This is a genomic window from Nocardioides conyzicola, assembly GCF_039543825.1.
In the GTDB taxonomy this organism is placed as follows: Bacteria; Actinomycetota; Actinomycetes; order Propionibacteriales; family Nocardioidaceae; genus Nocardioides; species Nocardioides conyzicola.
Genome location: NZ_BAABKM010000002.1, coordinates 1,977,200 through 1,996,787, shown reverse-complemented (window position 1 = coordinate 1,996,787; position 19,588 = coordinate 1,977,200). Strand labels below are relative to the sequence as shown.

Below are 19,588 nucleotides of genomic sequence, written 5' to 3'. Positions count from 1 at the left end.
TCGATCGAGGCAAGCGCCGGTCAGCCGAGCGCGGCGGGGATCCGGTCGGCCGAGCTGCGGGCGGCGTCGAGCACGACCTCGACGGCCTGCGCGGGGGTGAGGAGCTCGTGGACGGCCTCGACCGTCGAGCCGGGGATCTCGGACGGGGTGCGGTTCATCGCGTCGACCAGCGCCAGCGCCGCCTGGCCCGCGTCGGTGAGGTCGGCGTCGAGGCGGTCGAGGAGCGCCACCGACTGCGCGAAGCCCTGGATCGCGACCTGGGTGTCCGAGACCGGGTAGCGGCGCTTCCCCGGCCAGACGTCCGAGGGCCCGAAGACCGCGTCGAGCGTCTCCCGGATCCGCGGCGACACGTCCGAGATCCAGACCATGTCGACGACCGCGGCCGCGTGGTCGCCCGTCGTCCGGGTGAACCGGTCGCGGACCTGCTGGTCGATCGCATCCGCGTGGACCCCGAACTGCTCGGCGAACGCCGCGACCGCCGCCGACTCCAGCATCTCGTCGTGCACGCCGATGGGCCGCACCGACGTCAGCAGCCCGTACGCCGCGAACACCTCCGGGGCGTGCTCCGCGAGCGCGGTGGCTCCACCGCTGGTCCAGCTGTCGGTGCCACCGTCGCTCACGTCGTCTGTCATCACCACCGACTGTGACAGACCGGCGTCTACCTGGCCACCTGACCTCAGTAGGACTTGGGCAGGCCCAGGGAGTGCATGGCCACGAAGTTGAGGATCATCTCGCGGCTGACCGGGGCGATCCGGCCGGCGCGGGTGGCGACCAGGAGGCCGGCCATGCCGTACTCCTGGGTGATCCCGTTGCCGCCGTGGGTCTGCACGGCCCGGTCGGCGGCGTCGCACGCGGCCTCGGCGGCGGCGTACTTGGCCATGTTGGCGGCCTCGCCCGCACCCATGTCGTCGCCGGCGTCGTAGAGCGCCGCCGCCTTCTGGGTCATCAGCCGGGCCATCTCGATCTCGATGTGCGACTGCGCGAGCGGGTGCGCGACGGCCTGGTGGGAGCCGATGGCGTCCTTGAAGACGACGCGCTCCTTGGCGTACGCGGTCGCCTTGTCGAGCGCGAAGCGGGCGAGTCCGGTGGAGAAGCTCGCGGCCATGATGCGCTCGGGGTTGAGGCCGGCGAAGAGCTGGACCAGCCCGCCGTCCTCGTCGCCGACGAGCGCGTCGGCGGGCAGCCGGACGTCGTCGATGAAGACCTGGAACTGCAGCTCGGGGCTGACGATCTCCATCGGGATCGACTTGGCCTCGAAGCCCTCGGCGTCGGTCGGGACCACGAAGAGGCAGGGCTTGAGCTTGCCGGTCTTGGCGTCCTCGGTGCGCGCGACGACGAGCACGTTGTCGGCCTCGTCGACGCCGGAGATGTAGATCTTGCGGCCGTTGAGGACCCAGCCGTCGCCGTCGCGCCGGGCGGTGGTGGTGATGTTGTGGGAGTTGGTGCCGGCGTCGGGCTCGGTGATGGCGAAGGCCATCGTGCCGGTGCCGTCGCAGATGCCTGGGAGCCAGCGCTGCTTCTGCTCCTCCGTGCCGTAGCGGGTGATGATCGTGCCGCAGATCGCGGGGCTGACGACCATGAGCAGCAGCGGGCAGCCCTGCGCGGCTAGCTCCTCGCAGACGGCCGCGATGTCGCCGATGCCGCCGCCACCCCCGCCGTACTGCTCCGGGATGTTGATGCCGAGGTAGCCGTTCTTGCCGATCTCCAGCCAGAGCTCGGTCGTCTTGCCGCCGCTGCGGGCCTTCTCGGTGAACCAGTCGCGGCCGAACTTGCCGGCCAGCTTCGCCACCTGCTTGCGCAGCTCCTGGCGCTCCTGGGTCTCTTGGAACGGGGTATCGGTGAACCCGTGCGTGGTGCTCATGCTTCTTCTCCTTCGACGACGGCGAGTACTTCTCCGGAGGCGACCTGCGCACCGGGATTCACGTTGACCTCCGTGACGACGCCGGCGTACGGCGCGGTCACGGAGTGCTGCATCTTCATGGCCTCCAGGACGAGCACGAGCTCGCCGGCTGCGACGGTCTGTCCCTGCTCGACGGCGACCCGGACGACGGTGCCCGGCATCGGCGCGAGCAGGCTCCCGCTCGCCACCGCGTCGGCCGGGTCGACGAACCGGGGCACCCGGGTGAGCCGGACGTGGCCGTGCGGGCTGTCCACGTCGACCGCGTCACCGACCACGGCCACGTCGTACGTCGTGCGCACGCCGTCGGTCTCGAGCGTGACGCCGGTCGGGCTCGCCGAGACGACCGTGTGACCGTCGACGACGTAGGCGCCGAGCCACTCGACGGTCGCCTCCTCGAAGACCGTCCGCTGCGGCTGCGACGTCACGTTGCGCCAGGCGACGGGGACGCCGCGCTGCACTGTACGGCGCTCCTTGGCCTGCTCGGCCAGCGCGATCGCCGCCGCCACGGCCGGACCGTTGGTCGAGGAGGGACGAGGTCCGGTCTCGAAATCACCCAGGAAAGCGGTCGAGACGTCGCCAGCGAGGAACGCCTGGTCCCGCAGGATCGACACCAGCAGGTCCCGGTTGGTGACCAGCCCGTGGATCCTCGCCCGGCTCAGGACGCCCGCGAGCTTGCGGGCCGCGGCCTCCCGGGTCGGCGCGTAGGCGATGACCTTGGCCAGCATGGCGTCGTAGTGCGTCGACACCTCGCTGCCGCTCTCGAAGCCGGCGTCCACGCGGATGCCGCCCTCGAGCGGGATCTCGAAGGTCGTCAGCGAGCCGCTCTGCGGCTGGTAGTCGGCCGCCGGGTCCTCGGCGTACAGCCGCACCTCGATGGCATGGCCGCGGGGGCCCAGGTCGGTCCCGTTGCCCCGTGATCGACCCTCCGCCGCCGCGAGCTGCAGCTCCACCAGGTCGACGCCGTGCACCAGCTCCGTGACCGGGTGCTCGACCTGGAGGCGGGTGTTCATCTCCAGGAAGAAGAACCGCTCGGTGGCCGGGTCGTAGAGGAACTCGACGGTGCCGGCACCCTGGTAGTCGACCGCCTCGGCGGCCTTGCGGGCCGCGTCGTGCAGCGCCGCACGCACCTCGTCGCCGAGCCCGGGAGCCGGCGCCTCCTCGACGACCTTCTGGTGACGTCGCTGCAGCGAGCAGTCGCGCTCGCCGTAGACGGCCGTGCCGACCACCTGGACCTCGACGTGCCGCCCGTTCTCGACGTACGGCTCGACGAAGACGGTGCCGTCGCCGAACGCCGACAGCGCCTCGGCCTCGGCCCGGGCGATCTCGCCCGGCAGATCGGCCAGCGCGCGGACGATCCGCATGCCCCGACCACCGCCACCCGCGGACGCCTTGACCAGCAGCGGCAGGTCGGCCTCGGTGGGCTCGGCGGGCGCCTCCAGCGTGGGTACGCCGGCCTCGCGCATGATCCGCTTGGCCTCGATCTTGGAGCCCATCGCGTCGATCGACGCGGGCGCCGGTCCCACCCAGGTCAGGCCGGCGTCGATGACGGCTCGGGCGAAGTCGGCGTTCTCGGACAGGAACCCGTAGCCGGGGTGGATCGCGTCGGCGCCCGTACGGCGGGCCGCGTCGATGACGAGGTCGGCGCGCAGGTAGGTGTCGGCCGGTGCGGTGCCCGGCAGGTGCACGGCGGTGTCGGCCTCGCGCACGTAGGGCAGCAGCGCGTCGGCATCGGAGTGGATCGCCACGGTCTCGATCCCGAGAGCGCGGCAGGTCCGGAAGACCCGCGAGGCGATCTCGGCCCGGTTGGCGACGAGCAGTCGCTGGATCGTCATGCGCGGAACACCCCGAACCGGTCGGTGCCGGCGTACGCCTTGGTCTCGATGACCGAGAGGCAGATGCCGAGCACGGTGCGGGTGTCGCGCGGGTCGATCACCCCGTCGTCGTACAGCATCCCGGACAGGAAGTAGGGCATCGACTGCTCCTCGATCTGGGCCTCGACGATCTCCTTGACGCCCTTGAAGCCCTCGGCGTCGAAGGTCTGGCCCTTGGACTCCGCGGACTGCTGCGCGACGATCTCGAGCACGCCGGCGAGCTGCGCCGGGCCCATCACCGCGGACTTCGCGGACGGCCAGGTGAAGAGGAAGCGCGGGTCGAAGGCGCGGCCGTTCATGCCGTAGTTGCCGGCGCCGTACGACGCCCCCATGATTACGCTCAGGTGCGGGACCGTGGAGTTGCTGATCGCGTTGATCATCATCGCGCCGTGCTTGATGATCCCGCCCTGCTCGTACTCCTTGCCGACCATGTAGCCGGTGGTGTTGTGCAGGAAGAGCAGCGGGGTGTCGGTCTGGTTGGCGAGCTGCACGAACTGCGTGGCCTTCTGCGCCTCCTGCGAGAAGAGCACGCCCTGCGCGTTGGCGAGGATGCCGATCGGGCGTCCGTGCAGCTGCGCCCAGCCGACGACGAGCGACGGCCCGTAGAGCGGCTTGAACTCGTCGAAGACGACAGCATTGGTATCGCTCACGCCGTCACAGATACGGCGGATCACCTCGCGCGGGTCGAACGGCTCCTTGAGGTCGCTCGGGATCAGGTCGAGCAGGCCGTCCGGGTCCTCGTCCGGCTGGGCGTACGACGTCGGCGCGGCCGTCGCCTTGCGCCAGTTGAGCCGCGCGACGATCCGCCGGCCGATCCGGATCGCGTCGTGCTCGTCCTCGGCCAGGTAGTCGGCGAGGCCCGACGTGCGCGCGTGCATCTCGGCGCCGCCGAGGGACTCGTCGTCGGACTCCTCGCCGGTCGCCATCTTGACGAGCGGCGGCCCGCCGAGGAAGACCTTGGCCTGGTTGCGCACCATCACGGTGTAGTCGGACATGCCCGGCACGTAGGCGCCGCCGGCGGTTGAGTTGCCGAAGACCAGCGCGATCGTCGGCTCCTTGCGGGCGCTGGCGCGGGTGATGTCGCGGAAGAGCTTGCCGCCCGGGATGAAGATCTCCTTCTGGGTCGGCAGGTCCGCACCGCCGGACTCCACCAGCGAGACCGTGGGCAGCCCGTTCTCCTCGGCGATCTGCGAGGCCCGGAAGATCTTCTTCACGGTCCACGGGTTGGAGGCGCCGCCTTTCACGGTCGGGTCGTTGGCGGTGATCATGCACTCGACGCCCTCGATCACGCCGATGCCGGTGACCACGCTGGCGCCGACGGCGAAGTCCGAGCCCCAGCCGGCGAGCGGCGACAGCTCCAGGAACGCGGAGCCCTCGTCGACGAGCAGCTCGATCCGCTCACGGGGCAGCAGCTTGCCGCGCTGGTGGTGGCGCTCGACGGAGCGCTCGCCACCGCCGGCGACGGCCTTGGCGTGCTCGGTGTCCAGGGCGGCGAGCTTCTCGAGCATCGCCTCGCGGTTGCTCACGTGTAGCCCAGCAGCTTGGCTGCGAGATCGGTCAGCACTTCGCTGGCCCCTCCTCCGATCGGCAGGATCCGGGCGTCGCGGTAGTGCCGCTCGACCTCGGTCCCGTGCATGTATCCCGTCCCGCCGTGCAGCTGGACGGCCTGGTCGCAGACGTACGTCGCGGTGTCGCACGCGGTCTTCTTCGCCAGGCAGGCCTCGGCGATGACCTGCTCCCCAGCCGCGTGGCGGCGGGCGACCTCGCGGGTGTAGGTCCGTGCCACCTCCACCTGGCGCCGCATCTCGACGAGCTGGTGCCGCACCACCTGACGCGAGATCAGCGGCTTGCCGAAGGTGTCGCGGTCGCGGCAGTACGCCGCCGTCAGCTCCAGCGACCGGGAGGCGATCCCGTAGGCGTGCACCGCCAGCGCCAGCCGCTCCACGACGAACTGCGCGGCAATCTGCAGGAAGCCCGAGTTCTCCGCACCGACCAGGTTGGCGACCGGCACCCGCACGTCGGCGTACGAGAGCTCGGCGGTGTCGGAGCAGTGCCAGCCCATCTTGCGCAGCGACCGGTCGACGGTGAAGCCGGGCGTGCCCTTCTCGACGACGAGGAGGCTGACCCCGCCCGCGCCCGGGCCGCCGGTGCGCACGGCGGTCGTGACGAAGTCGGCGCGCACGCCGCTGGTGATGAACGTCTTGGCGCCGTTGACGACGAAGTGGTCGCCGTCGCGGACGGCAGTGGTCGTGATGCCGCCGACGTCGGAGCCGCCACCGGGCTCGGTGATGGCGAGCGCGCCGATCGTCTCGCCGGCCAGCGTCGGCCGGACGAACCGGTCGACCAGGTCGGCGTTGCCCGACACCGCGATGTGCGGCAGCGCGATGCCGCCGGTGAAGAGCGCGGACAGGAAGCCGCTCGAGGCACCGGCCCCGAGCATCCCCTCCTGCAGGTCGACCGTGTCGAGGACGTCGCCACCCTCGCCGCCGACGTCCTCGGAGAACGAGATGCCGAGCAGGCCCTGCTTCGCGGCCGCCAGGTGCACGGACCGCGGGATCTCGCCGGCGTCCTCCCACTCCTGGAGGTACGGCGCGACCTCGCGCCGGACGAACTCGGCTCCGAGCTCACGCAGCTCGCTCATCAGATCAGGCCTTCCTGGACGTGCACGACCCGCGAGCGCATCCACTCGCCGAGCCCCTTGGCCTGCGGGTCGAAGCGTGTCGACGCGGCCACGCCGTCGCCGAGCAGGCCACGGATGAGCACGTTGACGCCACCCAGGTTGGGCAGCACGTGCACCTCGACGTCGAGGTCGGCGGCCTCGGGCAGCAGCTCGCGCACCTTGCGCGGCGTGATCAGCTTGGTCAGCCAGGTGACCCGGGCCTCGTACTTGTCCGAGCCGTCGTGCACCACCCACAGGCCGAGGTTGGCGTCGCCGCCCTTGTCGCCGGAGCGCGCGTGCACGAAGGAGCCGAGCGGCGCGCGCCGGGTGAGCGAGTCGATCGGCGCCGGGAAGGGCGACGGCCGCAGGCTGTCCCGGTCGTCGGCGGTGCTGAACTCGGTCGGGTCCGCGACTACCTCGCGCCGGCCGTCGGCGTGCACGACGGTGTGGGTGACGGCCGCGCGGTCGACGTACTCCGCCCGGTAGATGCCGTACGGCGTCGGCTGCGCGGGCGGCGCGGTCATCGTGAAGCCGGGGTACGACGCCAGCGCGAGCTCGACCGCCGCGCTGGTGAACGCGCGACCGACCGGGTCGGGCGAGGCGTCCTTGACCGTGCACCGCAGCAGGCAGGACGCACCCTCCTCGGTGTCGGCGTCGACCGGGGGGAGCGCGGTCCGGGTCCAGCTGACCTCGCTCGCGGTGAGCGCCGGGGTGAGCTGCTCGCGCACCCAGTCGGCCTTCGCGTCGATGTCGAGGCCGGTGAGCACGAGCTCGACCGTGTTGCGGAAGCCGCCGAGCTCGTTGACGCAGACCTTGAGCCGCTCCGGCGGCGCCTCGCCACGCACCCCCGAGACCGAGACCCGGTCGCGGCCGACCTCGTGCAGCTCGACGGTGTCGAGCAGCGTCGTCACGTCGGGGTTGAGGTAGCGGGTCGACTGGATCTCGTAGAGCAGCTGGGCCGTGACGGTGTCGACCGTGACCGCGCCGCCGGTGGCGTCGTGCTTGGTGACGACGCACGAGCCGTCGGCGGCGATCTCCGCGAGCGGGAAGCCGAGCGGCGTGCCGTCATGGGGCAGCGTCTTGAAGCCGGAGAAGTTGCCGCCGGTGGCCTGGGTGCCGCACTCGAGCACGTGCCCCGCGACGACGGCGCCCGCCAGCTCGTCGTACGACGTCGGCGTCCAGCCGTGGTGCGCGACCGCTGGTCCGACGACCAGGCTCGCGTCCGTCACGCGGCCGGTGACGACCACGTCGGCGCCGGCGGTGAGGGCTGCGGCGATGCCGAAGCCGCCGAGGTAGGCGTTGGCGGTCAGCGCACCGGGACGCAGGTCCAGCGCGCGTACGTCGTCGCCCTCGACGTGCGCGATCGCGGGATCCAGCCCGAGCCCGTGTGCGACCTCGCGCAGCCGGTCGGCGAGCCCGGCGGGGTTGAGGCCGCCGGCGTTGCTGACGATCCGCACGCCCCGCTCGAGCGCGAGCCCGAGCGAGTCCTCGAGCTGACGGACGAAGGTCTTGGCGTAGCCCAGCGACGGGTCCTTCATGGTGTCCTTGCCGAGGATCAGCATGGTCAGCTCGGCCAGGTAGTCGCCGGTGAGGACGTCCAGCTGGCCGCCCTCCAGCATCTGCCGCATCGCGGCCAGCCGGTCGCCGTAGAAGCCGGAGCAGTTGCCGATGCGCATCGCGTCAGCCACGGGGAGCGCGCCCCTCGCCGGCCGGACCCGCGAAGGCCTGCGCGATCGTCAGCCACTGCTCGGCGTCGGCCCCCGTCGCCACCAGGTCGGTGTCGTCGCGGTGCACCCGCTGGGTGACCAGCAGGCAGAAGTCCCACGCCGACCCGGTCACCGTCTGCGCGGCGTCCTCCGGACCCCAGCTCCACTGCTCCTCGGACGGCGAGACCAGGTCGATCCGGAACTCCTCGCCCGGCGCCGGCAGACCGTGCACCGAGTAGGCGAAGTCGCGGGTGCGTACGCCGAGGTGCGCGACATGCCGGATCCGGTCGCTCCTCTCGGGCTCGACGCCGAGCGCGTCGTACACGTCGAGGCTGTGCGCCCAGGTCTCCATGAACCGTGCGGTCGCCATCGACGCGGGCGACATCGGCGGCCCGAACCACGGCATCCTCTGCCCGGTCGGGAAGTCCCGGAGCGCGGCCGGCAGTGCCTCGCGCGCCTTGCCCCACCTGGCGAGCAGGGCCGCGGGAGAGAGCCGGGCGACCTCGATCGCCTGCTGGTCGACGTACCCGGTCGGGTCGGCCATGCCCTCGAGCACGATCGCGTCCCACGCGTCCTTGTCGGTCGCGGCGACGACGGCGACCTCGTCGGTCCAGAGCAGGTGGGCCACGGTCGTCGCGACCGTCCAGCCCGCCGCGGGCGTGGGCGTCTGCCAGCCGTCCGCGTCGAGGCCGGAGACGGTGCTCCAGAGCCTGTCGCCCTCGGCCTTGAGGTCGTCGAGCAGGTCGTCGAGCAGGCTCATGCGGGGTCCCCTCGAAAGTGTGGGTCGGAGGAGCGAAGCGGGGGAGACCCGCAGTTTCGTGGGGTGCTCATGCGAGCTCCTTGTCCAGTACGTCGGCCCAGCGGTCGAGGATCCGGCCGCGACGGTGGGCGTCGTCGGTGATCGTGTTGGCCAGGCCCAGCCCGCGGACCAGGTCGAGGGTGGCCTGCACGAGCTCGCGTACGCCGGGAACCGACTCGTCGGCGCCGAGCAGCTCGACGGTCAGCCGGTGCGTCTCCCGACCGACCCGCTGCTCGAGCGGTCCGACGGCGGCGAGCAGCTGGGCGTCGGTGCGGGCCGCGACCCAGAGCTCCAGCGCGGCGTTGAAGACCGGCGAGGCGAAGTGGTCGCCGAGCATCTGCATCACCGCGCGGGTGTGCCGGGGGCCGTCGGGCAGCGCCGCAGCCGCGGCCGCCAGCTCGGCGCCGCGCTTCTCGGTGAGGTGCTCGACGGCGGCGACGACGAGGTCGTTCTTGGTCGGGAAGTGGTGCAGCTGCGCTCCCCGGCTGACCCCGGCCCGCTCCGAGACCAGCGTCGTCGACGTGCCGGCGAAGCCCCGCTCCACCAGGCAGTCCACCGTCGCCTCCAGCAGCCGGGCCCGCATCACCCGGGTGCGCTCCTCCTGGGGCACCCGCGTCGCTCCCGCTGCCGTCGTCACCGGGCCAGCCTGCCGCCCCACCAACAAACAGTCAAGCCTGACTTTTTGTTTGGTGGGGCGGTGGGTCAGTCGAGGCGGGCGACCAACGGCAGCCGCGACCGTGCGGTCACGCCGACGATCAGCGCAGTGAGGAGCGGCAGCCCGACGACGAGCCCGAGGACCAGCAGCCACGGGATGTCGAGGTAGTGCGCGTCGACGTCTCCGTAGCCGTTGGTGAGCGGGTAGCTGATCGCGACGCCGGGGATGAACCCGACCACCGCGCCGAGGGCCGCGCCGACCAGCCCCACCACCAGGGCGTACGCCGCCGCCACCCCCCGGCGCGTCCGCGGGGCCGCCCCCACGGCGGAGAGCGTGGCCAGGTCGGCGCGGGCGTCCGAGAGCGCCAGGAAGGTCGCTGTCAGGGTGCCGCCGAGCATCAGCACGGCACCCAGCGCGGCCAGCACCAGCTGGATGATCACGGTCTCGTCGTCGGCCTGGTAGCCGCGCTCGACGTAGATCGACGCGTTCTCGTCGATCCCGGTCAGCACCTCGCCGAGGTCGGTCTCCTGCCGGTCGCTGATGTCGATCCCGGTGACGGCCTGGCCCACGGTGCCGACCGGCACCTGGAGCCGCTTCGCCGCCGCCCTCGGCATGACGACGCCCGGCCCCGCCTGGTTGTGGGCGATCGGCACGACGAGCGCCGGCACCGTCGCGCGGGTCACCCTCTCGTGCGTCCCGTCCGGGTTCCACCGGTGGGCGACCAGCTCGACCCGCTCGGTGTCGACGCCCCGGTCGGTGAAGACCACGGCACCCCCCGCCCTGAGCATCGCGACGGCGGGCTCCCGCGAGGACGACGGCACGTCCAGCACGTCCGGCAGGCCGTCGTCGCTGACCAGGGTCGACGAGCCGAGCGCCGACCCCGTGTTGTCGAGGAAGCGGGCATCGGCCGTGCTCCCCGGCAGGAGGGTGTCGACGTAGTAGGACGGCTCGGACGCGTCCCCTCCTTCCAGCACGCCGTGGATCGGGGTGACGGTCGCACCCGGCAGCTCCCGGACGACGGCGGCCCGCAGGCGGTCCCACTGCTCGGCGGTCGCGGAGTACTCGGTCACGGCTCCCGTCCCCGTCGGGAGGGACCTGGTGTAGGTGCCGGCGTTCGCTGCCTCGTCGCTGGTGACCCCGATCCCCAGGGCGACGACGCCCGCGACGGTCGCGGCGACGGCGGCCACCGCCGGCACGGTGCGCGACCGGTGCCGGGCCGCGTCGCGTACGGCGTAGCGCAGCGTCAGCGGGAAGCGGCGCGCGAGCCGGGCCACCGCCACGAGCACGACGGGGACGAGCAGGATCATGCCGAGCACCGCCAGGATCGCGGCCCCGGCGATGAAGAACTCGCCGAACCCCTTGGCGCCGAGCACGGCGCCCCCGACCCCGACACCCAGCAGGACCGTGCCGAGGATCGGCGAGCGCAGCGACGGGCGGCGGTCGCCACGGCGGCCCGCCAGCACGGCCACGACGTCCTGGCGCGACGCGATCCAGGCCGGCACGACGGCCGCGAGCAACGCGCTCAGCAGCCCGAAGCCGGCGATGCCGACCAGGTGCGGCCACGGGACGTCGAAGGGACCGAGCCAGGCGTCCGAGAAGCGCTGGACGATCGGCAGCACCAGCCACCCGACCACGAGTCCGAGCACCACGCCGAGCACCGCACCGAGACCGCCGAGCACGACGCCGCTGGCCAGCACCACGCGCCGGGCCTGGCGCGGCGTACCCCCGGTCGCGGCCATCAGGGCGAGCGAGCGCGACTGGCGGCGGGCGCCGACGGCGAACGCCGGCCCGGCGAGCAGCACCACCTCGATCAGCGCCATCACGACGATCAGCACGATGACCGCGATCGTGGCCGAGTCGGTGCCGCCGCTGAACATCTTGACCTGGTCCGGGACCTCGGAGCGCGGCGGCGGGTCGAGCACGACGGCGCGCGAGAGCACCAGGCCACCACCGACGTTGAGCGCGCGGACCTGCTCCCAGCTGACCGGTCCGCCGCCGACGAGGAAGCCCGCGTCGAGACCGTCCTTCGCGATGCCGAACGCTCCCGGCAGCCCGACGGCCTTCGGGTAGCCGCGATCCGTCGTGTCGTCGCCGATGCCGACCACCGTGTAGGTCGTGCCGTCGCGGACGGTCAGGTCGTCGCCGAGCGCGAAGCCGCGGTCGGCGAGGTCGTGGTTGACCACGATCTCGTCGGGTGCCGCCGCGGGGCGCCCGGAGGTGACGTCGAAGATCCCGTCGGCGAGCGGGTCGCGCAGGTCGACCTCGCTCACGTCGGTGTCGGCCACGCCCTTCGCGGTCTCGACCCCGACGGTGCCCTCACCCCAGGTGATGCCGGTGGTGCCGGGGCCGAGCGCGCGCTCGACGGCGGCGAGGTCGGGCAGCGGCTCCTGCTCCTCGGCGCCCATGGACGTCGAGTGGACCGGGTCGACGTCCTGGAAGACCTCGCCGCTGCCCTGCTGGTAGGTGACCAGCGCGTCGGCGGCGCCGATCCGCCGGTCCAGCCCCTCGACGGTCGAGACGTCGGACGTCTGGATGACGACGTCCGCAGCCGTCACGGCGAGCACCGGGAGGGCGATCATGACGAGGACGAGGATGCTGCGGCCTCGGGCGCGCGCGGCCTCACGCCTGGCGAGCCGCAGGGGCAGCCGCCAGGACCGGAGCCACCTCATCGCGAGGAGCCCGAGTCGAGCAGCACGTCGGCCCGGTCGGATCCGGTCTCGTCGACGACGACGCCGTCCCGCAGGAAGACCACGCGGTCGGCCCAGGCGGCGTGCCGGGCCTCGTGGGTCACCAGGACGCCGGCCGCGCCGGCGTCGCAGCGGGCCCGCAGCAGGCGGAGGATCTCCTCGCCGGTCTCGGTGTCGAGCGCGCCGGTCGGCTCGTCGGCGAGGATCAGCCGCCGCTCCCCGACGACGGCCCGGGCGATCGCGACGCGCTGCTGCTGACCGCCGGACATGTTGTCGGGGAAGCGGTCCCAGAGGTCGCCGATGCCGACCTCCTCGAGCGCCGCCCGCGCCGCGGTGCGCGCCGCTCGCGCGCCGGCCCCGTCGAGCTCGGCCGGCAGCGCGACGTTCTCGGCCGCGGTCAGCGCCGGGATCAGGTTGAAGTCCTGGAAGACGTAGCCGATCGACGTACGCCGCATCCGCGCGCGGCCGGTGTTGCCGAGCCCGGCGAGGTCGACGCCCTCGACCTGGACCGTGCCCGACGTCGGTGCGTCGAGGCCGCCGGCCAGGGTCAGCAGGGTCGACTTGCCGGATCCGGAGGGGCCCATGACCGCCACCAGCTCACCGGCGTGGGCGGCGAACGAGACGGCACGCAGCGCGTGCACCTCGGTCTCGCCCGACCCGTGCACCCGGGTGACGTCGGTCAGCTGCAGCACGGCGCTCACCGGTTGGCCTCCTGGTCGGCCTCTTCCGCAAGGATCTCGTCGAGCAGGACCTCCGGTCGCTCGAGCTGCGCCCGGCGCAACCGCGACTCGCAGTGGTCGAGCCAGCGGATCTCCGCCTCGGTCGAGAAGACCAGCGAGTCGAGCACCAGCGACCAGGCCAGGTCCTCGGGCTGCGCGCCCTCGGCGGCGCGGCGCTTGAGGCGCGTGTAGTCCTGGAGCGCGGTCATCGACGCGGAGCGCTGCTGCTGGATCACCAGGCCCACGTCCACGCCGGGCACCGTGACGGCGAGCGCGAGCTTGATCGCGAGCTCGTCGCGCGGCGGCTGCGTCCGGGAGACCGGGGTGGTGAACCAGGTGGCGACCTCTCCCCTGCCGGCCTCGGTGATCCGGTAGACCACGTGACCCTCGTCGTCGGCGCCGGCGCCCACGACCAGCCCGTCGCGCTCCAGCCGGGTCAGCGTCGTGTAGACCTGCCCGACGTTGAGCGGCCAGGTCGCCCCGGTCCGTTGCTCGAACTGCGCGCGCAGCTGGTAGCCGTAGCGCGGTCCCTCCTCGAGCAGCGCGAGCAGCGCCTGCTTCACCGACATCCCAGCCTCCCGACCGTCGCACCCGCCCCCGCGGCGAGTGGATACCGGGTATGTATACCACGTATGCAACGGCCGGGTGCGGACATGCCGAGGTCCCGGCGACCACGTCGCCGGGACCTCGGTGCGACGTCGGCTACGGCGTCGTGACGTCCAGCATCGTGAGGTCGGGCGAGCCGGCGTACGCCAGGTAGCCCAGGTAGTGCGACGCCGGGTCGAGCCCGGTCCAGTCCACCTTCACCGATGTCTTCTTGTTCGCCTGCACCGGGACCGGGTCGGGCGTGGGCGTGAGGTTCCCGGCCGTGGCCGCGGCATCGATGTCCCAGAAGTCGAAGTCGTAGGCGATCGGGCTGCCCGACGAGCCGGCCGAGAAGCCGTCGACCTCGATGACGTAGGTGCCGGCATCGGGATTGAGCAGCGTCACGGCCTCGTCACCCGACGCGGTCGCCGACTGGCCCACGAGGCTGAACTGCCCGTTCGGGTCCGTCGTGTCGCACGTCGAGGCGGCGAGGACGAAGACGTCGATGTCCGCGTCCGCGTCGGCGGCGTCGGCCTCGAACTTCGCCAGCTTGGTGCCCGGGGTCACCGTCACGCACTGGAAGTCCGCGGCGCCGGCGGCGACACTGTCCGTGACGGTGGTGGACTTCGCCAGACCGTGGGCCGTGACGTCGAGGTCGCCGGTGAAGCCGGCGGTCAGCGGGACGGTGACCGACCCCGTGGTGCCCGAACCCGTGACCTCGGTGGGGGCGGCCACGGCGACCGGCTTGAGCGCGACCGGCAGCCGGACCGAGGTGGGACCGCTCAGCGTCACGGCTCCCTGACTGTAGCTGCCGAGCTTGGCGTTGGTCCGCGTGAAGGTGAACTTCACGTCGACGAGGTCGCCGCGCCGGTCCGCACGCAGCTTCTTCGGCGTGGTCGCCACCTTGAAGCCCGGCACGTCGGACTTGATGCTCCACGTGCCGGCGCGCGTCGACCGGAAGGTGCGACGGAACGACGTCGTCGCCGTCACCGCGCCGTCGGCCATCGACGGCTGGTTGACCTGCTTGGGCTCCAGCGCCGGTACGCCGGTGTCGATCCCCTGCTCGGTGATGAACCCCCGCCACTGCGCGGCGTCCGAGGTCACGAAGAGGCCCGGGTCGAAGAACTTGCGGGGCGTCACCTGGCCCGCGCCCTGGGCGAGCGCGTCGCGGGACGCCTTGCCCTTCTCGTTCTTCGTCGGCACCGCGGTCGTCATCATCGCCGACTTGATCTCCATCGGCGTCCAGCTCGGGTGCACGCCCTGCATGAAGGCGGCGAGACCGGTGATGTGCGGTGCCGCCATCGACGTACCGGAGTAGAGGTCGTACTTGCGGTTCGAGTTCGACGGCGGCGCGACCGCAGCGAGGATGCTGACGCCGGGCGCCGAGATGTCCGGCTTGAGCAGGTCACCCTCCGACACCAGGGTCGGGCCGCGCGAGGAGAACGCGGCCACCTGCGGCAGCGGCGTCTTCGTCTTCGTCTGGTTGCCGATCACGAACGACGCGGTCGCCTTGCCGCCCGCGGCGGCGAGGTAGTTGAACACCGCCTTCTGGTCCGTGTTGGGGAGGTGGATCGTCGGCACCGCGTGGAAGTCGGCGTCGAGGCTGTTCTCCGAGGGGTTGATCAGGATCAGGGCCTTGCCGCCGGCCCGCTTGACCTCGGCGCTCTTGGCGACGCGGTCGTAGACGCCGCGCAGGCAGACCACGATCTTGCCGTTCACCTTCGCCGTGTCCAGCGAGTCCGGGGCGCAGAGCGCGGCCTCGTCGGCGTCGACCCCGGCGGCCGCCGACTTCGCGGCGTCGACGACCTTGGTCTTCTTGACGGGCTTGGTGGCGATGGAGGCGCCGACGAGCTTCTTGCCGTTGCCGAGCACGACCGTGTTCTCGTAGTTGTACGCCGTCGACGCGGCCACCGTGGTCAGCCACGGGGACGGGTGGTCGAGGGTCGAGGCGCCGGGTCCGGAGTTGCCGGCGGACGCCGAGACGAAGATGCCGGCCTCGGCCGCGCCCTCGAAGGCGAGCTCGACGCCGTCGAGGGTCGGGCTGGCCCCGCCACCGATGGAGAAGTTGAGGACGTCGGCACCGTCGATCACGGCCTGGTCGATCGCCGCGATGGAGTCGGCGTTGTTGCAGCCGCTCTTGTCGGGGTCGGCCGCCTCCCAGCACACCTTGTAGACGGCCAGCCGGGCGGCCGGGGCCATGCCCATGACCGTGCCGAACTTCCGCTTCTCGGTCGTCACGTTCTTGACCGGGTCACCGGCAGCGGTGCTCGCCGTGTGCGTGCCGTGGCCCCCGCCGTCACGCGGGGACACGTTCTCGGTGGCGGCGAGGTCGGCCGGCGGGACCGACTGGAAGAAGCTGTCGCCGTAGTAGCGGGCGCTGATGATCTTGGTGTTGCAGTCGTCGCGGTCCCACTTCTCGGCGATCACGCACTCACCGCGGAAGAGGCTGCCGTCGGCCTTCTCCATCCGGGTCGAGGTGCCCCGGCGCTTGATGTCCCAGGGCGTCTTGGCCTTCTTCGTGAGCTTCTCGCCGGCGAACGACTTCGACTCCGGCCAGATGCCGCTGTCCAGGTCGGCGACGACCACACCGGCGCCGGCCTTCTTCGCGCCGCCGTGCTTGGTCCACGCACCGTTCTTGCCGGTCAGGCCGAGGAACTTCGGCGTGTGCCAGGTGTCGAGCTTGAGCGTCTGCGACTTCTCCAGCAGCAGCACCCGCTTGTCGGTCGACAGGTCGAGCGCCTGCGCCTTCGTGAGGTCGGCGACGAAGCCGTTGGTCGCGGCCGTGAAGTCCATGACCGGCTTGGTGCCGTACTGCTTGGCGATGCTGGCGTGCGTCTGCCGCAGGTGCGTGCGGTAGGCCGTCACCCGCTGCGAGCGGGCGTTGAAGGTCGTCCCCGTGCTGGCCCCGGTCGCCGACGGCTCGCGGAGCATGACGACGTACCGGCCGGCCTTCAGGGTCACACCCGGCGAGCTGCCGCCGGTCGCGGCGGACGCCGACTCGAGGGGCACCCCCGCGAGCAGGGCGGCCAGGACCGCACCCGTCGATACGGCGCCGAGGATCCGGCGCGATCGTGAACTGTTGGCCGATGCCCACCCAGAGAACGTCACCGCATCACCCAAGGTCACAAAAGTGGTCTAGTCAAGGGGTCAGCGGTAGGTGAGGACGTCGCCTTCGAGATGGGGGTGCTCGTTGAAGGTGAGCAGCCGGGGTCCGCTCGGGCCCACGACGACCCGGCTCACGGACGAGTTGATCAGCACGGTGTTGAAGCGTCCCCACAGCCGGGCGAAGGTCGCGTCATCGGCGTCCGGGTCCACCAGGCGCGCGCACACCGCCGCGATCGGGCCCCCCGACGTCACGACCAGAGCGGTCTCCCCCGTCCCCGCTCGGGCGCAGGCGGCCGCGAACGATGCGTCGACCCGGGCCCGGAACGCCGGCCACGGCTCGGCGTAGTCGTCGTCGTGCCCGCCGGAGGTCCAGCGCGCGGTCGCGAGCTCGAAGGCCCGCTGGAACGCGCGGCGGTCGAGGTCGCCGGCCGGTGCGTCCGGGTCCGACGCGACCACGCTCAGGTGGTCGAACTCGTCCCAGCCGGCGTCGACCTCGGCGCTCCACCCCGCCACCTCGGCGGTCTCCCGGTGGCGGCGCATCCCACCGCGGACGACCGCGGTCGGGGCCGCGCCGCGCTCGCGCAGCCACCCGCCCAGCAGGCGGCCCTGCTCCCAGCCGGTCTCGGACAGGACGTCGTAGTCGGCGGTGCCGAACGACGCCTGACCGTGCCGGACCAGCAGCAGGACCCCCACAGCGGCGGGCGGTTACGCGGGGAACGAGCCGCCGGAGGCGGCCAGGTCGCGCAGGTACGCCGTCGGGCGGAACCGGTCGCCGTACTTCTCGGCGAGCTCGTCGGCACGGGCGACGAAGGCACCGAGGCCGATCTGGCCCTCGGCGTTCTCGTAGCCGGTCATGAACTGGGCGGCCCCGCCGGTCAGCGCCGGGAAGCCGATGCCCATGATCGAGCCGATGTTGGCCGCGGCGGCCGACTCGATGACGCCCTCCTCGAAGCACTTCGCGGTCTCGATCGCCTCGACGAAGAGGAGCCGGTCCTTGATGTCGGCGAACGGGATCGACTCGGCGGCGACCGGGAAGGTCTCGGCCAGGCCCGACCAGACGCCGGTGCGCTTGCCGTCGACGTACTCGTAGAAGCCCGCGCCCTTGAGCCGCGACGGACGACCGATCTCGATCATCTTCGCGACAACCGCCTCGCCCGGGTGCGGCGTGTAGGTGCCGCCGTCGCGCTCGACCGCGTCCTTGCTCGCCTTGCCGATCTTGGCCATCAGCTCCATGTTCAGCTCGTCGCTGAGCTGGAGCGGGCCGACCGGGTAGCCGTCCTGGGTGCCGGCGCGCTCGATGCTGACCGGGTGCACGCCCTCGGCGAGCATCGCCAGGCCCTCGTTGACCATCGTGCCGATGACGCGCGAGGTGTAGAAGCCACGGCTGTCGTTGACGACGATCGGGGTCTTGCGGATCTGCTGCACCACGTCGTACGCCTTGGCGAGGGCGACGTCCGAGGTCTCCTTGCCCTTGATGATCTCGACCAGCGGCATCTTGTCCACCGGGGAGAAGAAGTGCAGACCGATGAAGTCGGCCGGGCGGTCCACGCCGGTCGCGAGCTCGGTGATCGGCAGGGTCGAGGTGTTGCTGCAGAGCAGCGCGTCCGCGTTGACGTACGGCGCGATCTCGGCGAAGACCTGCTGCTTGAGGGCCGGGTCCTCGAAGACCGCCTCGATCACCAGGTCGCAGCCGGCCAGGTCGGCCGGGTCGGCGGTCGGCGTGATGCGGTCGAGCAGCGCCTGCGACTTCTCCTCGGTGAGCTTGCCGCGCGAGACGGCCTTGGCGTTGAGGGACTCGGAGTAGGCCTTGCCCTTGGCCGCGCCCTCGGCGCTGACGTCCTTGAGCACGACCTCCATGCCCGCACGGGCACAGGAGTAGGCGATGCCGGCGCCCATCATGCCGGCGCCCAGGACGCCGACCTTGACCGCCTTGTAGGGCTCGATGCCCTGCGGGCGCAGCTTGCCGGCGTTGATCGCCTGCAGGTCGAAGAAGAACGCCTGGATCATGTTCTTCGAGCCCTGGTTGACGATCAGGTTGGTCAGGTAGCGCGACTCGATGCGCGAGGCGGTCTCGAAGTCGACCGACGCGCCCTCGACCGCGGCGGACAGGATCGCCCGCGGCGCCTGGTAGAGCGCACCCTTGGTCTGCTTGCGCAGCAGGGCCGGGAACGCCGGCAGGAACGCCGCGATCGCGGGGGACTTCGGGTTGCCGCCGGGCATCTTGTAGCCGGGCTTGTCCCACGGGTTCTGCGACTCGTCGGGGTTGGCCTTGATCCACGCCTTCGCGGCCGGGACCAGCTCCTCGCGGGTCGCGACCAGCTCGTCGACCAGGCCCTTCTCCTTCGCGGCGCTCGGCTTGAACTGCGTGCCGGGCAGCAGCACGTCCATCAGGCCCTGCTGCAGACCGAGGAGGCGGACGACGCGGGTCACACCGCCGCCGCCGGGCAGCAGACCGAGGGTCGACTCGGGCAGGCCGATGAGCACCTTGTCGTCGTCGACCGCGATCCGGTGGTTGGTGGCCAGGCAGATCTCGAAGCCACCGCCGAGGGCGGCGCCGTTGATCGCGGCCACGACGGGCTTCGGGAACTTCTCGAGCTTGCGCAGCCCGGCCTTCACGGCCTCGCCCATGGCGAAGACGGACCCGGCGTCGTCCTTGGTCGCGGTCACCATGTTCTTGAGGTTGCCGCCGGCGAAGAAGGTCTTCTTCGCGCTGGCGATGACGACACCCGTGACGTCGTCCTGCTCGTCGTACAGCCGCTGGACCGCCGCGGCCATCGACTCGAGGTAGAGCTCGTTCATCGTGTTGGCGCTGGCGGTCGGGTCGTCGAGGGTCAGCGTGACGATGCCGTCGGCGTCGCGGTCGTACTGGACCGCGGTCTGTTCCGTGGTGCTGGTGCTCATG

At 71.9% G+C, this 19,588-nt stretch carries 14 protein-coding genes; all 14 read right to left on the bottom strand.

Going from position 1 to position 19,588, the window contains the following annotated elements; translation table 11 throughout:
- Positions 1 to 20: 20 nt before the first annotated feature.
- The 14 genes from ABEA34_RS12740 to ABEA34_RS12675 all read right to left on the bottom strand — a co-directional run bounded on the left by ABEA34_RS12740 (position 21) and on the right by ABEA34_RS12675 (position 19,587).
- A complete protein-coding gene (locus ABEA34_RS12740) occupies positions 21 to 632 on the bottom strand; it encodes a carboxymuconolactone decarboxylase family protein (RefSeq protein ID WP_345521668.1) in 612 nt (203 codons plus the stop codon).
- Positions 633 to 676: 44 nt separating this feature from the next.
- Complete coding sequence (locus ABEA34_RS12735; protein WP_345521667.1) at positions 677 to 1,861, bottom strand: acyl-CoA dehydrogenase family protein; 1,185 nt, start codon at positions 1,859 to 1,861, stop codon at positions 677 to 679.
- The gene (locus ABEA34_RS12730; RefSeq protein ID WP_345521666.1) at positions 1,858 to 3,732 is read right to left on the bottom strand and encodes an acetyl/propionyl/methylcrotonyl-CoA carboxylase subunit alpha; all 1,875 of its coding nucleotides are present in this window, start codon (positions 3,730 to 3,732) and stop codon (positions 1,858 to 1,860) included. Before ABEA34_RS12730 ends, ABEA34_RS12735 begins: the two co-directional genes overlap by 4 nt.
- On the bottom strand, positions 3,729 to 5,279 hold the full coding sequence (locus ABEA34_RS12725) for an acyl-CoA carboxylase subunit beta (RefSeq protein ID WP_345522786.1): 1,551 nt from the start codon (positions 5,277 to 5,279) through the stop codon (positions 3,729 to 3,731). The genes ABEA34_RS12730 and ABEA34_RS12725 overlap by 4 nt, the downstream gene beginning before the upstream one ends.
- 14 nt (positions 5,280 to 5,293) lie before the next feature.
- The gene (locus ABEA34_RS12720; protein ID WP_345521665.1) at positions 5,294 to 6,412 is read right to left on the bottom strand and encodes an acyl-CoA dehydrogenase family protein; all 1,119 of its coding nucleotides are present in this window, start codon (positions 6,410 to 6,412) and stop codon (positions 5,294 to 5,296) included.
- On the bottom strand, positions 6,412 to 8,118 hold the full coding sequence (locus ABEA34_RS12715; RefSeq protein ID WP_345521664.1) for an acyclic terpene utilization AtuA family protein: 1,707 nt from the start codon (positions 8,116 to 8,118) through the stop codon (positions 6,412 to 6,414). Before ABEA34_RS12715 ends, ABEA34_RS12720 begins: the two co-directional genes overlap by 1 nt.
- Positions 8,111 to 8,896, bottom strand: a complete 786-nt coding sequence (locus ABEA34_RS12710) for a TIGR03084 family metal-binding protein (RefSeq protein ID WP_345521663.1) — start codon at positions 8,894 to 8,896, stop codon at positions 8,111 to 8,113. Before ABEA34_RS12710 ends, ABEA34_RS12715 begins: the two co-directional genes overlap by 8 nt.
- 67 nt (positions 8,897 to 8,963) lie before the next feature.
- Entirely contained in the window at positions 8,964 to 9,572 is a 609-nt protein-coding gene (locus ABEA34_RS12705) for a TetR/AcrR family transcriptional regulator (RefSeq protein ID WP_345521662.1), read from the bottom strand.
- A 65-nt stretch (positions 9,573 to 9,637) separates the two neighbouring features.
- Entirely contained in the window at positions 9,638 to 12,259 is a 2,622-nt protein-coding gene (locus ABEA34_RS12700; protein WP_345521661.1) for an FtsX-like permease family protein, read from the bottom strand.
- On the bottom strand, positions 12,256 to 12,978 hold the full coding sequence (locus ABEA34_RS12695; RefSeq protein ID WP_345521660.1) for an ABC transporter ATP-binding protein: 723 nt from the start codon (positions 12,976 to 12,978) through the stop codon (positions 12,256 to 12,258). Before ABEA34_RS12695 ends, ABEA34_RS12700 begins: the two co-directional genes overlap by 4 nt.
- Entirely contained in the window at positions 12,975 to 13,565 is a 591-nt protein-coding gene (locus ABEA34_RS12690; RefSeq protein WP_345521659.1) for a PadR family transcriptional regulator, read from the bottom strand. The genes ABEA34_RS12695 and ABEA34_RS12690 overlap by 4 nt, the downstream gene beginning before the upstream one ends.
- Positions 13,566 to 13,698: 133 nt before the next feature.
- Positions 13,699 to 16,689: a S8 family serine peptidase gene (locus tag ABEA34_RS12685; RefSeq protein ID WP_345521658.1), complete on the bottom strand. Its 2,991-nt coding sequence runs from the start codon at positions 16,687 to 16,689 to the stop codon at positions 13,699 to 13,701.
- A gap of 39 nt (positions 16,690 to 16,728) precedes the next feature.
- On the bottom strand, positions 16,729 to 17,379 hold the full coding sequence (locus ABEA34_RS12680) for a histidine phosphatase family protein (RefSeq protein ID WP_345521657.1): 651 nt from the start codon (positions 17,377 to 17,379) through the stop codon (positions 16,729 to 16,731).
- A 12-nt stretch (positions 17,380 to 17,391) separates the two neighbouring features.
- On the bottom strand, positions 17,392 to 19,587 hold the full coding sequence (locus ABEA34_RS12675) for a 3-hydroxyacyl-CoA dehydrogenase NAD-binding domain-containing protein (protein ID WP_345521656.1): 2,196 nt from the start codon (positions 19,585 to 19,587) through the stop codon (positions 17,392 to 17,394).
- Between the last annotated feature and the right edge of the window lies 1 nt (position 19,588).